At 69.4% G+C, this 15,437-nt stretch carries 15 protein-coding genes; 3 read left to right on the top strand and 12 right to left on the bottom strand.

The annotated features are described in order from the left end of the window. Positions 1-56: 56 nt before the first annotated feature. The 3 genes from QM841_RS18330 to imuA' are packed head-to-tail and all read right to left on the bottom strand — an operon-like array spanning position 57 to position 3,041. Entirely contained in the window at positions 57-659 is a 603-nt protein-coding gene (locus QM841_RS18330) for a dihydrofolate reductase family protein (RefSeq protein ID WP_283333014.1), read from the bottom strand. Next, complete coding sequence (locus QM841_RS18325; protein WP_283333013.1) at positions 652-2,205, bottom strand: DNA polymerase Y family protein; 1,554 nt, start codon at positions 2,203-2,205, stop codon at positions 652-654. Before QM841_RS18325 ends, QM841_RS18330 begins: the two co-directional genes overlap by 8 nt. After that, positions 2,202-3,041, bottom strand: a complete 840-nt coding sequence (gene imuA' / locus QM841_RS18320) for a DnaE2-dependent mutagenesis accessory factor ImuA' (RefSeq protein WP_283333059.1) — start codon at positions 3,039-3,041, stop codon at positions 2,202-2,204. Before imuA' ends, QM841_RS18325 begins: the two co-directional genes overlap by 4 nt. A 211-nt stretch (positions 3,042-3,252) precedes the next feature. Here imuA' and QM841_RS18315 point away from each other — a divergent pair, with 211 nt between their 5' ends. Further along, positions 3,253-4,464, top strand: a complete 1,212-nt coding sequence (locus tag QM841_RS18315; protein ID WP_105420571.1) for a serine/threonine-protein kinase — start codon at positions 3,253-3,255, stop codon at positions 4,462-4,464. Between the two features lie 12 nt (positions 4,465-4,476). Here the strand turns inward: QM841_RS18315 and QM841_RS18310 are convergent, their stop codons facing one another. The 6 genes from QM841_RS18310 to QM841_RS18285 all read right to left on the bottom strand — a co-directional run bounded on the left by QM841_RS18310 (position 4,477) and on the right by QM841_RS18285 (position 8,870). Next, the gene (locus QM841_RS18310; RefSeq protein ID WP_009479420.1) at positions 4,477-5,136 is read right to left on the bottom strand and encodes a response regulator; all 660 of its coding nucleotides are present in this window, start codon (positions 5,134-5,136) and stop codon (positions 4,477-4,479) included. 39 nt (positions 5,137-5,175) lie between these two features. Then, positions 5,176-5,685 carry an RDD family protein gene (locus tag QM841_RS18305; protein WP_283333012.1) on the bottom strand — a complete coding sequence of 170 codons (510 nt, stop codon included), beginning with the start codon at positions 5,683-5,685 and terminating at the stop codon, positions 5,176-5,178. After that, on the bottom strand, positions 5,682-6,539 hold the full coding sequence (locus tag QM841_RS18300) for a WXG100-like domain-containing protein (protein WP_283333011.1): 858 nt from the start codon (positions 6,537-6,539) through the stop codon (positions 5,682-5,684). The genes QM841_RS18305 and QM841_RS18300 overlap by 4 nt, the downstream gene beginning before the upstream one ends. Beyond that, on the bottom strand, positions 6,539-6,853 hold the full coding sequence (locus QM841_RS18295) for a WXG100 family type VII secretion target (RefSeq protein WP_349307409.1): 315 nt from the start codon (positions 6,851-6,853) through the stop codon (positions 6,539-6,541). Before QM841_RS18295 ends, QM841_RS18300 begins: the two co-directional genes overlap by 1 nt. Continuing rightward, entirely contained in the window at positions 6,850-7,353 is a 504-nt protein-coding gene (locus QM841_RS18290; RefSeq protein ID WP_283333009.1) for a YbaB/EbfC family nucleoid-associated protein, read from the bottom strand. The genes QM841_RS18295 and QM841_RS18290 overlap by 4 nt, the downstream gene beginning before the upstream one ends. Positions 7,354-7,487: 134 nt before the next feature. Beyond that, entirely contained in the window at positions 7,488-8,870 is a 1,383-nt protein-coding gene (locus QM841_RS18285) for a PspC domain-containing protein (RefSeq protein ID WP_477952889.1), read from the bottom strand. Between the two features lie 69 nt (positions 8,871-8,939). On the opposite strand from QM841_RS18285, the gene QM841_RS18280 reads away from it, so the two are divergent. Then, entirely contained in the window at positions 8,940-10,412 is a 1,473-nt protein-coding gene (locus QM841_RS18280) for a PspC domain-containing protein (RefSeq protein ID WP_280782671.1), read from the top strand. After that, positions 10,405-10,632 (top strand): hypothetical protein, encoded by a 228-nt coding sequence (locus QM841_RS18275; RefSeq protein WP_283333008.1) that lies wholly within the window; start codon positions 10,405-10,407, stop codon positions 10,630-10,632. The genes QM841_RS18280 and QM841_RS18275 overlap by 8 nt, the downstream gene beginning before the upstream one ends. Before the next feature lie 60 nt (positions 10,633-10,692). Here the strand turns inward: QM841_RS18275 and guaA are convergent, their stop codons facing one another. From guaA to QM841_RS18260, 3 genes are all read right to left on the bottom strand, one after another. Next, a complete protein-coding gene (gene guaA, locus QM841_RS18270; protein WP_005570997.1) occupies positions 10,693-12,264 on the bottom strand; it encodes a glutamine-hydrolyzing GMP synthase in 1,572 nt (523 codons plus the stop codon). A 64-nt stretch (positions 12,265-12,328) separates the two neighbouring features. Further along, positions 12,329-14,071, bottom strand: coding sequence for a GMC family oxidoreductase N-terminal domain-containing protein (locus tag QM841_RS18265; RefSeq protein ID WP_283333007.1), 1,743 nt, complete (start codon positions 14,069-14,071; stop codon positions 12,329-12,331). 209 nt (positions 14,072-14,280) lie between these two features. Continuing rightward, the gene (locus QM841_RS18260) at positions 14,281-15,420 is read right to left on the bottom strand and encodes a GuaB3 family IMP dehydrogenase-related protein (protein WP_005257142.1); all 1,140 of its coding nucleotides are present in this window, start codon (positions 15,418-15,420) and stop codon (positions 14,281-14,283) included. Positions 15,421-15,437: the final 17 nt, after the last annotated feature.

Genomic DNA, 15,437 nt, shown 5'->3' with positions numbered 1-15,437 from the left:
CTCTGCACAGCAAAGCATTTCGAACGGTCGGTTCGCAAGGCAGGTCGCCGGGCGGGTTACGCCGCCCGCCCCACCCGATAACGCAACGTGACGACCCCGGAGTCGTACCCCTTCGACTCCAGCAACGTCAGCGCATGCATCCCGGTGTCCTCGTCGAGGAGCCTGCGGCCGTGCCCCAGCAGGATCGGCACCACGTGCAACTGGATTTCGTCGACCCGATCGGCGGCGAGCAGTGCCCGTGCGAGGGTGATGCTCCCCCAGACGATCATGTCGCCACCGGGCTCCTGCCGGAGTTGCTGCACCCGTTCGACGGCGTCGCCCGGCCACAGCTGCGCCGGCTCCCGATCCCCCCACGGGGCACTGTCCAGCGTCGAGGAGAACACGAGTTTCGGGATCGAGTTGACGATCTCGGCCACGACCTCACCCTGCGCCTGTTCGGTGGGCCAGTAGTCCGAGAACATCTGATACGTCTTGCGCCCGAGCAGGGCGAGGTCCGTGTCGGCGAGCAGACGGAGGTTGTACCGGTCCACCTCACCGTAATCCGGCACCGCATCGAAGAAGTCCAGCTCGCCGGACCGCCCGGCGACGAACCCGTCGAGGCTCGTCAATTCCTGGACGACGACCCTGCGGTGCCGTGTGTCCCGCTCCGTGTCACTCATAGATTCCCTCCACCGACCAGCGGCCTGCCGTGCAGATCACCAGCAGCGCCCGCGACTCTTCCAGCAGCACCTGGGCCCGGGCCGCCGTCCGGGCGGCCGGAGGGTCCCACCACCGCTCGTCCACCGGCCACGGTCCGGCCCATCCACACACCGCCCACTCCCGGCTCCCCCACCGCAACCGCGCGGGAGGCGCGCTGAACACACCCCGTTCCGTGACCGTCACAGCCATACCCCGCTCGTCCGACATCCACACCTCCGGATACGCGGACAGCACCGCTGCAGGCGCCGGTTCCGGCAACGTGCCCGGCCACGGCTCCGACGGATCGTTGCGCGGAATCAGCTCGTCACCCAACGGCAGCAACGTGATGCGCTCCGCCGGGCCCCGCCCACCGCTGAGGACCCCCACCTGCACGGCTTCCCCGCCGAGCAGTCCCTGCACGCGCACCAGAGCCCGCCGGGCCCGCTCGTCCTGGTCGCCGACTCCACCCCACAGCCCCAGCTGCAGGGCGCCGGCGGCCACCACTTCCACCGGTTCGAGCCGCAGGACGGCGATACCGGCGGTGGGCCGCTTCTCGCTGCGCCCGGTCAGCCACCCGTCCAGCTGCCACCGCACCCGGTCCGCCGTCGCCTCCGGCGTCAACGGTTCCGCACATCTCCAGATCCGGGACAGCTGCTCACCGTTGCCGGTGCTCGCCGAGATCGACAGCCGGGTGCAGGCCACCGCGGCGTCCGACAGTGTGCGATGAAGCTTCTCCGCCAGCGCACGACCCGCGAAGGCGGCGGCGTCGACCCGTTCGATGACGGGATCGCACCGTTCCTCGACCTCCAGGTCGGGAGGCAGCGACCGCCCCGACGGGGGACGCTCCGGCTCACTCCGCGCGGCCCGGTGCGCCAGCACCGCATCGGTTCCGAACCGCGAGGCCACATCGCCCGCCGACAGCGCGGCGAAACTGCCGATCGTGCGCAACCCGAGCCGGTGCAGCAGATCGACCAGCTCACCGCGGTGGGGTGCCGCGAGGCTCGGCTCGGCGGCCAGTTCCCGCATCGGGAGCGGCGCCAGGAAGTCCGCCCCCTCACCGGGTGGCACGAGAGTTGCTCTGCGCGCGGCGATCACGGCCGTGGACAGCTGATCGGCGATACCGACCTGGCACTCCACCCCCACCGCCGACACCTGGTCCACCAACCGTTCCGCGGCGGCTTCCTCCGAACCGAAGTACCGGGCGACACCGCGAGCGGACAGCACCACCAGACCGGGTCGCAACACCTCGACACCGGGCGCCACCGCGTCGACGGCCGAGGCGACCGGCTCGAACAGCCGCGCGTCGCGGTCGGGATCGGCGGTCACCACGTGCAACCGGGGGCACCGGGCCTGGGACTCGCGGCGGCGCAGGCCTCTGCGCACCCCGTCCGCGCGGGCCGGTGCCGAGCAGGCGATCACCCGATTGCCCGACGTCACCGCCACCGGATGAGTCGGCGGGAGGTCCGCGGCAGCGGCCGCCGCGACCGCGGGCCAGTCGGGGCACCACAACGCCAGCACCCGGCTCACAGACCCACCACCTCCACCGGCCCCGGGAAGGGGGCGACCTCGAGGGGCGCCACCGGTTCCGGTGCACTCACCCATTCCACCCGGCCCTGCGCCGACCGCACGTCCAATCGGGTGGTGCGCGGCTGGAACGACCGCCCCCGGGCGCACACCGCCAGACTGAGGGAACGCAACCGCCCGCATCCCCGGTCCTGAGATCCGTTGCCCAGTCCGCCGTAACCGTGCACCCGGGCTTCCAGCCGCATCTCCGCGCCGTCCCAGTGTCCGTCCGTGACGACCAGGGTCGCCCCCTTGCTCCGGGCCCGGGCCACCACCGCACGCGCCCGGGACGGCGCCACCGACGCCCCACCCAGTCCGAGCACCACCAGATCCATTCCGTCCAGGAGCACCGCGGCGATCTCCACCGGATCGGCGCCCGGATCGGGGATCAGGGCCAGCCGTTCCAGCTGCGCCCCCATCTCGACCGCTGCCAGCACCCCGAGCCGGGGATGTCCGATCACCGCGACGTGTCCGCCGCCCGCGGTCACGGACGCGACCAAACCCAGCAGGAGCGAGGTGGCACCCGACACCGACACCACCGAACCGCGCACCAGCCCGCCTCGGGGAAGGAGTTCGGCCAGTGCAGCCGGAACCGGAAGCACCCCGGCAGCATGGGAATCGGGCGCTGCGGACGTGCCCGTCGTGGGGAACGCACTCTCCACCGGGGCGCGGCTCGCCACCGATTCACCGCGCGCGGGGACAGCGGCCATCCGTCGTCGGAGGTAGTCCAGACGCTCCTGCCGGGACAGCCCGGACAACTCGGGAGACCCCGGCACCGGAAACCCCGGCTCGCCGGCCACTTCAGCCAACTCGACACCCCTGACACTCGGCACCAACAGCGGTCGGCAACCACGGGGAAGACGCGGCTCGAACAGACGCTTTGTTCGAACGTATTTTCGAACTCATTTCAAGTAAAGCCGGTCGGTGGAGGCCCGTCAAGTGGACCCCGAACGGCCAGGTCAGGACCGTCGCGCATCCCGTGTCCGCGCAATCCTCTAACCTGAACGCGTGATGGAGCAGGAGCAGAGCGAAAGGGGCATCGGACCCGAATACCTGGTGGCCGGAAGGTACCGTCTGCGGTCCAAACTGGGCGGCGGTGGAATGGGCGCGGTCTGGCTCGCACGGGACACCCTGCTGCACCGCGACGTCGCCATCAAACAGGTCACCACAACGGCCGGACTCGACCCCGACGAGGCCCGCCGTGTCCGCGAACGCACCATGCGGGAAGGGCGCAACGCCGCCAAACTCGCCCACAGCCATTCCATCGCGATGTACGACGTCGCGCTCGAGGCAGGCGAGCCCTGGCTGGTCATGGAGTACCTGCCGTCCCGCAGCCTCGCCCAGGCGATGAACATCGCCGACACACTGCCCCCGCTCGAGGTCGCCCAGATCGGCGCGCAAGTGGCCGACGCGCTCACCGCCGCCCACGCCGCCGGGATCGTGCACCGGGACATCAAGCCGGGCAACATCCTCGTCGCCGACCGCGGCCGCGAACTCGGCACCGTCAAGATCAGCGACTTCGGCATCGCCCGCGCCAAGGGCGACTCCGCCGACACCACGAACGGGGTCATCACCGGCACACCCGCGTACTTCTCCCCCGAGGTCGCCCGCGGCCAGGACCCCACCGAGGCCAGCGACGTCTTCTCGCTCGGTTCCACCCTGTACACCGTCGTCGAGGGCCAGCCGCCGTTCGGGATCGACTCCGATTCCATCGCACTCCTGCACCGGGTCGCGAAGGCCGAGATCTACCGTCCCAGTAAGGCCGGACCGCTCACCGACACGCTGCTGCACCTGCTCGAGCCCGACCCGGCGCGTCGCCCGACGATGGCCGAGGCCCGCGACGCCCTGGCCCGGGTGGCCATGGCCGGCGACGGGAACGTCGCGCACCTCGTCGGTTCGCCCGTCTATTCCGCAGACGGCACCATCCCGGCGTGGGCACACCGTTCGACGCCGTTGCCCGACTCACGCCGGCGCAGCAAGCTGGTGAGTTCCACCCAGGCCGGTCTGCCCGCCGTGCCTCAGAGCACACCGCTCAAGAACGTGCCGCGTCCGCTCGGCCGATTGCAGTGGCCGCCGCGCCCGACGAAACCCGCTCCCGGTTCGCCGGCCCCGACCGTCCGCGATCAGGTGGTGGCGTGGGCGCCGATCGCCATGGGTGTCATGGTCGCGATCCTGATCCTGGCCGTGCTCGTGGCCGTGATCGTCCTCCTCGCCCAGCCCTGATACCCGGGGAGGTCAGTCGATCCGCCGGCGGTGCGCCCACCTCGTGAGCGCATTCCGGTTGGACTGCTGCGTCTTCCGCAGCACGTTCGACGCATGCGTTTCGACCGTCTTCACCGAGATCACCAGTTCCTCGGCGATCTCGCGGTACGTGTACCCCCGCGCGAGCAGCCGCAGCACTTCCAGCTCCCGCGGCGTCAGCGAATCCAGCTCCGGATCCAGCTGCGGCTCAGGAGCATTGGAACGCCCGGTGAAGGAGTCCAGCACGAATCCCGCGAGCCTCGGGCTGAACACGGCGTCACCGCCTGCGACCCGGCGCACGCCGTCGGCCAGTTCCGCGCCCGAGATCGTCTTGGTGACGTACCCGCGTGCCCCGGCGCGGATCACGGCGATCACATCCTCGGCGGCGTCGGACACGCTCAGCGCCAGGCACACCGGACCCGACTCGATGCCCCGCAGCACAGCGACACCGCCCCCGTCGGGCATGTGGACGTCGAGCAGCACGACGTGCGGTGAGGTGGCGTTGATCCCGGCCACCGCCTCCGCGACACCGCCCGCCTCGCCCACCACCTCCATGTCCGCTTCCCTGCCGAGCTCGGCGCGGACACCGGAACGGAAAACGGCATGATCATCGACGAGAAAGACACGGTACGGGGGTGTTTCAGGCAAAGTCACTGCAGCTGTTCCTCGCGTGGGCGGTAGTGTCACCCCACTCTAGGTGACGTGCAGGCGCCGGACGTCCCGGAGCCGAACGACCGGAGGAAACCAGTCGTCCTCCTTGTCACTGTCGCCGCCCGCGCCGGAGACGGCGACGAGAACGGTCGAGAATGTACCGATCACCCACCATTTCGTGAGGAAGCCGAACCCTGGCCACGATCCGTCGGGCTTCAGGATGCACAGTCCACACAATGCTTTCCCCGCCGTTGTATGGAACACCGATTGAAGAACGGTTCGGTGCACGAACGACACTGCAATCCAGGAGGACACTGCGGCAGCAAAAGACCACGGCGCGAGTTCCGGCAATGCCTCGCACACCGCCGACAACCCGATCGCCACGCCGATATGGAGGAGCCAGTCGATCGCGAAGGCGGTCGCCCGCCGCAGCCTGCGTGGCGAGGGGTAGCGGGGGTCACCGTGCATGCCGTGCCTGTTCGGTACGCCCGGGCGTGAGTCCACCGTCAGGTCGGTCTTCCGGCAGAAGCTGTGGCTGTCGGGGCCGTTCACGGCAGACGCCCGTCGATCTCGTCGCGGGCCCGCCGGACGTCGTCATCGAGTCCGGTCCGGTCCAGCCCCTCGCCGACGACGGCGCCGGTGAACCTCGGTGTGCCGACCGTCTCCTCCTGCACGTACGAGCCGAGCATGCCCCCGAACTGAGAACGAGGGTCGGTGAACTTCAGCCCGAACGCACCGTTGACCGCACCCTTCACACCTCCCTGAACCGCACCCTTGCCACCCGCCTCGGCGACGTTGCCCCAGTCCATGCTGTCGCGCCGCCCATGTTCCTTCTCGTACCACTGCAGGCCGGCTTCCAACGTCGCCTGCATGGCCGCCGTCCCTGCCGCGCCCTTCAGAGCGCCCATGGCGGCGCGGGTGAGGATCGAGGTGATCAGCTGCCGGATGATCATCCGGACGGTGACCTGTGTGGCCGCTTCCGCCGCGAACGCGGCCGGGCTCGCCGCACCGAACGTCATCGCGCTGGCCACCGCTACCGCGACGAGTTCGGCCGCCAGCGCCACCAGGGCCGCGATGATCGAGAGTTTCGCGACCCGGATGTCGTCGGCCGACCAGTCGAGGGTGTCGCCGAGTTCGTGAAGCAACCCCGACAACTCGCGTAGCGCCCCGTCCCCACCGATCCGCGCCCAGTGCTGCGCCATCGAGGTGTCGACGTCACCACTGACCCCGGACATGGCCGAGCGCATCGCGGCGTCGGCCTCCTCGATGATGTCGTCGAGCGAGGCACCGGCGTCCTTCCACCCCTGCCCGAGCCGCTCCATCGCCGTTTCGTCCGCGTCGGGCCAGTCCGCCCCGACGACCTTCTCCGCCAGCCACCGGACACTGCCCGGAACCTCGATGCCCATCAGAACAGCCCGGCGAGGCTGGATGTGGTGCCGCGGTCGGTGTCGTCGAACGAGTTGGCGGTGCTCCTGAGCCTGGATCCGAGCGCGGCCAGCGCCCCGACGGCGAACCCCAACGACTGTCCGGCCGCGTCCGCGGACGGCAGATACCCGCTCGCGAACGTCGTCCCGGTCCCGTCGCCGCCCCAGCATTCCCCCTCGGCCTCGAGGGTCGAGTGCAGTGTGGCGGCGACCTCTGCCATCCGCTGCGACAGTGCGTCGAATCGGGGTGCGACGCTACGCAAATGCATCGGGTCCACCCACAGCTGCGCGCTCACTGCCACCCGTCCCGTAGGACCGGCCGATTCCACCGCGCGTCGTCGGGACCATCGAGGTCCGGTTCCCGCTCGGCCGGGACGCCACCGACGTCGGGCTCGAGGCGCGGGAGGAAGTCCCGAAGACTCGGAGCACCGGGAACGAGGTCCGGCAGATCCGGCAGGGTCTCGGTCGCGGCCACGATCGATCCCATGAGGCGCATAGACTCGGTGTGCGCGGCCTCGCCCGCACGCCGGGCGGCTTCGGTCATCGCACGTCCCAGCGACTCGGGGGTGGACCGCCGGAACGCGTCCGGTGCGAGGCGCACGTCCACCACGCCGCCCACCGAGTTCACCACCACCTGCACCAGTCCGTCGGTGGACGCCCCACTCATCCGCAGCTGCGCCACCTGCTGCTGAGCGGCATGCAGTTCCTGCGTCTGCCGGTCGAGCGTGGCCAGCATCGAGTCGATCTGATCCTGCAACCCGTGCTCGCGCACGCGCAGACCCTCACGGTCGATCATGAAATCCCCCCTTGACATCTCGCGTCCCACCCCGCCGCAGCACGGTGCGACCACACGACCCCCACAGTCGTGTCGCCGGCGAACATTACCCCCTCACCGGGACAGCCTGCGAGCAGACATGGCGAAAGTGGTGCTCACGCACCCTGACTGAACGGCACGTCCTCGACGCCGGCAGTGTCCGTGTCCTCGGCGGCGCCCGCTGTCGCCCACGTCCGGCCGTTCCGCGGCATGTGGATTCGCACCTCGGTGCCCTTGCCGGGTGCGGACCGCACGTCGACGTGCCCGCCGCGCCGCTCGATCCGTCCACGGATCGACTTCGCCAGGCCCTGACGGTCCGGGGACACCTCGTCGACGTCGAATCCGACGCCGCGGTCCCGGACGAACACACTGACCTGTTCGCGCTCGGCTTCGGCGAACAGGTTGATGTCCGTCTCCCCGGAATGCTTGGCCGCGTTGACCAGAGCCTCCCGCGTCGCACCGAGCACCGCCGTGAAACTCTCCTTCGACAGACCCTCGCCCGTGCCCTCGACGTCGAGCGCCACATCGCCGACCGTCACCGGCCGCACCGTGACGCCGTGATGGTCCTCCACCTCGCCTGCGATGATGCGCAACGCCTCCGCGAGGCTCGAATGGTCGGTGTCTCCCCCACCGAACAACCACTTCCGCAGTTCTCGTTCCTGCCCCCGGGCCAGCCGCGCGACCTCCTGCGGATCGTCGGCCTGCTTCTGGATCAGCGCCAGGGTCTGCAGGACGGAGTCGTGCAGGTGTGACGCGATCTCCTCACGCTCGTCGTTGCGGATCCTGGCGGCACGCTCCGCGCCCAGCGCGCGCCACAGTCGCAACCACAGGGGCACGGTCAGCAGCCCGGCGCCGACGAGGGTGACCACCACGGCCAGCAACGACGAACGCAGCGCAGCCAAGTCGACCTGCGCGAGGATCACCACACCGAGACCCGACACGATCAACGTCACGCCACCGAGGACCCGCGCCCAGGTGAGGACGGTGGGACGCTGCGGCAGCCCGATGACGGTGCGCGGACCTTCCGAATCGAATTCGCGCCACACCAGAGCCGCGCCGACCGCCACCACGATGATCGGCGCGATCACCGAACCGACCCGGCCACTGAACAACCACGACAACGCGGACGCACCGGCAAGGCCGATCGCGATCAGTCCGTACGCTCTCCGCCGCTCGGAGGCACTGGGCTTCTCGGTGTCGGAACCTGCGGCCGTGAAGATCCACAACAGTCCGTAGCCGACGATGCCGGCGCCGGCGAGCGCGGCGAGACACGCGAACGCGACCCGCACCTTCATCACGTCGACGCCCAGCTGATCGGCGATACCACCCGCGACGCCGCCGACGATGCGACCACCGGTCCGGCGTTCGAGCCGCGGCATGGGAATGCCGTCGGGCGGGGCAGGCGCGGTCACGGCGCCCGCGTACTGGGCACCGCCCGCGGACGTGTTCGACACAGGTTGCACATGTTCGATACTGGCACGATCCCCTGGCCACGGCATCAGGGTCCAACCCTGACTTCGGCCCGCGTTCCCGGCCCACCCCGACCGGAAAGATCAGGGTAGTTCCCGATGTACGCGCGCCGCGCCGACCGGAACGATGGTCGTATGAGCAATGGGAGCTTCCAAGAGCAGATACAGGATCTGTGGCGGACCCGGCCGGTGCGGTTGCCGGGCCGTGGTCACGTCGCCGGTGTCTGTGCGGGAATCGGCTACCGCTACGGCGTCGATCCCGTACTGATACGAGTCGCCTTCGTCGTGTCCACCATCTTCGGTGGCGCCGGCGTGCTCCTCTACCTGGCGTGCTGGCTCGCCCTCACGAAATCGGGCGACCCGGCCTCCCCCGCGGAGTCGCTGGTGGGACGCGGTCACAGCTCCGACTCGGGCACCAAGACCATCGTCCTTCTCGTCGCACTGGCCATCGCGCTGAGCACCGTCGGCCCCTTCGGTGTCGGCCTCGGCGGCTCCGGCCTGGTCAGCATGGCGTTGATGCTCGGCGGCCTGTGGCTGCTGTATCAGCGGCAGCCGATACCCCCACCGTTGCCCGCCGGCGCCGTTGCCCCGGGTGTCGGGACCGGGTATCCCGGGACGAGTTTCTCGCCCGGTCAGTTCGGCGCCAACCCGTTCGGCCCCGGCACGTACGGTCCGAGTGCCTACGGTCCGGGTGCGTACGGTCCGTACACGAAACTTCCCGACTCCTACACGCCGAGCACGCCGCCGGCCTCCGGCGAGAAGCCGGCCGACGCACCCACGGAGGCACTGAAGCCCGAAGCTGCTGCCGCCCAATCCGATCCGGTGTCGTTCGAGAAGTCCCCACCCCCGGGTCCGCAGGTCGACGCACCCTCGGCCCCGTTCGCGCCGCTCGAACCGCGACCGCCGGCGTGGGACCCGCTCGGGGTCGCCCCGTTCGCATGGGATCTGCCCGAACCGGCCAGGACCACCGCTCCCGCAGTACAACCGGACCGCACCCACTCCCGCCTGACGACGATGGTGATCGGGTTGGCGATCCTCGCGGCCGCGGCGGCGACCGCGTTGTCGGTCGCCACCGGATCCGACTGGTTGAACCCCGGTCGCATCGGCGCCGTTGCGCTCGCCGTCATCGGAGTGGGGTTGCTGATCGGCGGATTTCTGCGCAAGGGCTACGGACTTCTCGTCGTCGCCGGCCCGCTGATCGGTTTCGTGATCCTCGCCTCGATCGTCGGTTCACTCGACCTGAACAGCGAGAACATGGGCGATCGGACCTGGAACCCGGCGACGGCGGCCGCCATCGAGCCCGCCTACTCCGGCGGATTCGGCAGCTTCACGCTCGACCTCCGGAACGTCACTCTCACCGAGGACAAGACGGTCGACGTCAGTGGGCAGTTCGGTGAGGTCGTGGTGCTCCTGCCGCCCGGTATGAACGTCGAGAACCACTGCACCGCGCAGTTCGGCGACGCGCAGTGTCTCCCGGAGGGCCTCGACGGTGGCGTCGACGGCACGGACGGTCACGTCCTGACCCTCAATGCCGATGTCCGATTCGGAAGTGTGGAGGTGCGCCGTGGATGACATCGACGACACTCAGGGCAGCGAACAGACCCGGACGCGGAAGCGCCCGTCGCCACTACTGCTCCTCGCAGGATTGGCAGCACTCCTGGTGAGCGGCTGGGCGCTCGCGGGGCCGTTCTCGCTGGAACCGCTCGCGAACGTCGGGTTCCACTGGCTGTTCGTGGTGATCGCGGTGCTGGTCGGCGTGGTGCTCGTGTTCGCACCCAACCGGCGGAAGTAGAGACGCAACCGCACGTGCGCGGTGAGCGAGTCCTCGGACTCACTCACCGCGCACAGTGCGTCACTCCCACTCGATGGTGCCCGGCGGCTTGCTCGTGATGTCCAGCACGACACGGTTGACGTCGTGCACCTCGTTGGTGATCCGGGTGGAGATCCGCTCGAGAACGTCGTAGGGCAGTCGCGTCCAGTCCGCGGTCATCGCGTCCTCACTGGACACGGGGCGGAGCACGATCGGGTGACCGTAGGTGCGTCCGTCACCCTGCACGCCGACGCTGCGGACGTCGGCGAGCAGCACCACGGGGCACTGCCAGATCTGACCGTCGAGCCCGGCGGCCGTCAGCTCTTCGCGCGCAATGGAATCCGCGTGACGCAGGATGTCGAGCCGCTCCTGCGTGACCTCGCCGATGATGCGGATGCCCAGCCCGGGGCCGGGGAACGGCTGGCGTCCCACGATTTCCTCGGGCAGACCCAACTCGCGTCCCACCGCCCGGACCTCGTCCTTGAACAGCAGGCGGAGCGGCTCCACGAGCGTGAACTGCAGGTCTTCCGGCAGTCCGCCGACGTTGTGGTGGCTCTTGATGTTGGCCGTGCCGGTGCCGCCGCCGGATTCCACCACGTCCGGGTACAGCGTGCCCTGCACGAGGAATTCGACCGTGTCGCCGTGCGCGGCGTTCTCGCCCAGCACGTCGCTGACTGCGCCCTCGAAGCTGCGGATGAACTCGCGGCCGATGATCTTACGTTTGGTCTCCGGGTCGGACACCCCCGCCAGCTCACCGATGAAGGTGTCGGCGGCGTCGACCGTGATCAGCTTGGCGCCGGTCGCGGCAACGAAATCCTGTTCGACCTGGGCACGCTCGCCCGCCCGCATCAGACCGTGATCGACGAACACACACGTCAGGTTGTCGCCGATGGCGCGCTGCACGAGCGCCGCCGCGACAGCGGAGTCGACACCGCCGGAGAGCCCGCAGATCGCCTTGCCGTCGCCGACCTGCTCGCGGACCTGCTCGACGAGGGCGTCGGCGATGTTCGCGGCCGTCCATGCGGGAGGAATGCCGGCGATCTCGTGGAGGAACCGGCTGAGCACCTGCTGGCCGTGCGGCGAGTGCAGCACCTCCGGGTGGTACTGCACACCCGCGAGCTTGCGGGCCCGGTCCTCGAACGCGGCGACGGGTGCGCCCTCGCTCGTGGCCGTCACCTCGAAGCCGGCCGGGGCCTCGGTGACCGCGTCGCCGTGGCTCATCCACACGGGCTGACTGGACGGCAGCCCCTCGTGCAGCAGACCGCCCTGCACCTTCAGGTCGGTGCGGCCATACTCACGGGTGCCGGTGTGTGCCACCGTCCCGCCGAGTGCGCCCGCCATGGCCTGGAATCCGTAGCAGATGCCGAACACCGGAATGTCCAGATCGAACAGTGCCGGATCGAGTTGCGGCGCACCGTCCGCGTAGACGCTCGACGGCCCGCCCGACAGCACCACGGCAAGGGGATTCTTGGCCGCGATCTCCTCGACGGTCGCGGTGTGCGGAACCACCTCGGAATAGACCTTGGCCTCACGCACCCGCCGGGCGATCAGCTGCGCGTACTGCGCGCCGAAGTCGACGACGAGGACCGGTCTCTGTTGCTCGATATCTGCCACCGGGTCAGTCTAATCGGCGCAGCTCTGTGGTCTGCGCGACCCCATGACCCGGCCCTCTCGCGCCCTATGCAACGCCGTGCTTCTGCGCGTCGGGCACCACGGAGCTGTTGCGGATCTCGACGATCGGCAGCACCAGCGCGGCGGGCGCCCCCGCCGGGACGACCGGTGCGACCGGGGCGACCGGGTTCAGGCGCCGGTATCCCTCGCCCTGCGCCGGACGCAGGTCCTCCTCGCCCTTGTTCGGCCACAACGAGGCCGCACGCTCGGCCTGCGCCGAGATCGTCAGCGACGGGTTGACGCCCAGGTTCGCGGACACGGCCGACCCGTCGACCACGCTCAGCGTCGGGTAACCCCACACGCGGTGGTACGGGTCGATGACGCCCTTCGACGGTTCCGACGCGATCGTGCAGCCACCGAGGAAGTGCGCGGTGAGCGGGATGTTGAACACGTCGCCCCAGGTGCCGCCCGCGCGACCGTCGATCTTCTCCGCGATCCGGCGGGTCGCCTCGTTGCCTGCCGGGATCCAGCTGGGGTTCGGCTGGCCGTGGCCCTGCTTGCTGGTGACCTTGCGCCGACCGAACAGGCCCTTCTTCGTGTACGTGGTGATGGAGTTGTCGAGGTTCTGCATCACCAGCGCGATGATGGTGCGCTCGCTCCACTTGTACGGGGTGAGGACCTTCAGAGCTTTCGGATCCTTCGCGAGTTCCTTGAGGAACGTCATCCACCGCCGGCCGCCGCCGTCGGTCAGCAGCGTCTGCAGCAGCGCCATCGAGTTCGACCCCTTGCCGTAGCGCACCGGCTCGACGTGGGTGTCGGACGTCGGGTGGAACGACGACGTGATGGCGACGCCCTTCGTGAGCTCGAGCGCGGGGTCCACCTTGTTCTTGGCGGCGCCGAGGATCGACTCCGAATTGGTGCGGGTGAGCACGCCCAGCCGGTCGGAGATCTTGGGCAGCGCGCCCGTCTCCTTCTGGTCGAACAGCAGATGCTGGGTGCCCCATGTGCCCGCGGCCAGGACGACGTTCGCGGCGGTGTATGTCTTGCGGTTCCGGTTCTTCCGCGGCCCGCTGCGCCGGGTGAAGACGTCCCAGGTGCCGTCGGACGCCTCGCGCAGACCGGTGACCGTGGTCATCGGGATGATCTCGGCGCCCGCCTTCTCCGCGAGACCCAGGTAGTTCTTGAGCAGGGTGTTCTTGGCGCCGTGCCGGCATCCGGTCATGCATTCGCCGCACTCGATGCATCCGGTGCGGTCGGGGCCGACGCCGCCGAAGTACGGGTCGGGCACGGTCTTGCCCGCTTCACCGAAGAAGACACCGACCGGGGTCTGGATGAACGTATCGCCCACCCCCATGTCCTCCGCGACCGACTTGATGATCTCGTCGGCGGGGGTCATGTGCGGGTTCTGGACCACGCCCAGCATCTTCCGGGCCTGCTCGTAGTACGGCGTGAGCTCGTCGTGCCAGTCGGTGATGTGCGACCACTGCTTGTCCTGGAAGAAGGAGGCGGGCGGCTTGTAGAGCGTGTTCGCGTAGTTGAGCGAACCGCCACCGACGCCGGCGCCGGCGAGGATGAGGCAGTCGCGCAGCAGGTGGACGCGCTGGATGCCGAAGAAACCGAGGGCGGGCGCCCAGAGGAACTTCTTGAGATCCCAGCTGGTCTTCGCGAAGTCCGCGTCGGCGTAGCGACGGCCCGCCTCGAGGATGCCGACCTTGTAGCCCTTCTCGACCAATCGGAGTGCGGTGACACTGCCACCGAATCCGGATCCGACGATGAGGACGTCGTACTCCGTTGCGCGCTGCTTGCTCATCACTCGACCTCCAACGACACCTGAGTTATTACTCGCCAGTATGCACCCCTCGGCTGTGACAGCTGCCACAAGGGTCACCTAACTGTAACGAGAGGTATCAGGAACGGTCGTGATACCCGCAAACGCACGTCGCCCAATGCCTCACCGGTGCAGTTGAACTGCACCGATGTGACATTGGGCGACGAGAGAAGCGGCGGCGAACGGACGCCTCAGGCGCGGACGGTCAGGCCGACCTTCTGAAATTCCTTCAGATCCGAGTACCCCGACTTCGCCATCGAGCGGCGCAGCCCGCCGACGAAGTTCAGCGAACCGAACGGGTCGTCGGACGGACCCGTGAGGACGCGGTCGAGCGACGGACGGTCACCGAACGAGACCGGCAGCATCGTGCCGCGCGGAACCGAGGGATGCGCCGCGGCCGACGGCCAATACCAGCCGCCGCCGGGAGCCTCCGCCGCGACGGCCAGCGGTGCGCCCAGGACTGCGGCGTCCGCGCCACAGGCGATCGCCTTGGCGAGGTCGCCCGAGGAGGTGATGTCGCCGTCCGCGATAACGTGGACGTAGCGTCCACCCGTCTCGTCGAGGTAGTCACGGCGAGCAGCAGCGGCGTCCGCGATGGCCGTGGCCATCGGGAGACCGATGCCCAGCACCTCACCGGTGGTCGTGGCGCCCTCGGTGGAGCCGTATCCGACGATCACACCGGCCGCGCCCGTACGCATCAGGTGCAGCGCGGTGCGGTGATCGCTCACCCCACCGGCCACGACGGGGACGTCGAGCTCGGAGATGAACGTCTTGAGGTTCAGCGGCTCGCTGTCGCCGTGCGCGACGTGCTCGGCGGAGATGATCGTGCCGTGCACGACCAGCAGGTCGATGCCCGCCTCGAGCAGCTGCGGGGTGAGCGCCCGGGCGTTCTGCGGGCTGACCCGAACCGCGGTCGTGACACCTGCGTCGCGGACCTGGGCCACGGCAGCAGCCAGAAGCCCCGGCTGCAACGGCGCGGCGTGCAGTTCCTGCAGCTTCTTGATCGGCGCCTCGACGTCGACGTCCGACTCGGCCAGCGCAACGAGTTCGGCGAGCTTCGCCTCGACGTCCGCATGCCGGCCCCACAGACCCTCACCGTTGATGACCCCGAGGCCACCACGCTTGCCGAGTTCGATCGCGAACGACGGCGACACGAGCGCGTCGGTCGGATGCGCCAGCACAGGAATGTCGAACCGGTATGCGTCGAGCTGCCAGGACGTCGACACCTCCTTGGAGGAGCGGGTCCGGCGGGAGGGGACGATGTCGATGTCGTCCAGCTCATAGGTTCGTCGGGCTGTTCGGCCCATGCCGATCTCAACGAGGTCGCGCACGCGCGCCCCTTTCTCGT

It is taken from the genome of Rhodococcus sp. IEGM 1307, from assembly GCF_030056915.1.
GTDB lineage: Bacteria > Actinomycetota > Actinomycetes > Mycobacteriales > Mycobacteriaceae > Rhodococcus_F > Rhodococcus_F opacus_D.
The sequence above is the reverse complement of the archived record's forward strand: the minus strand, read 5'-3'. Positions and strand labels throughout refer to the sequence as shown.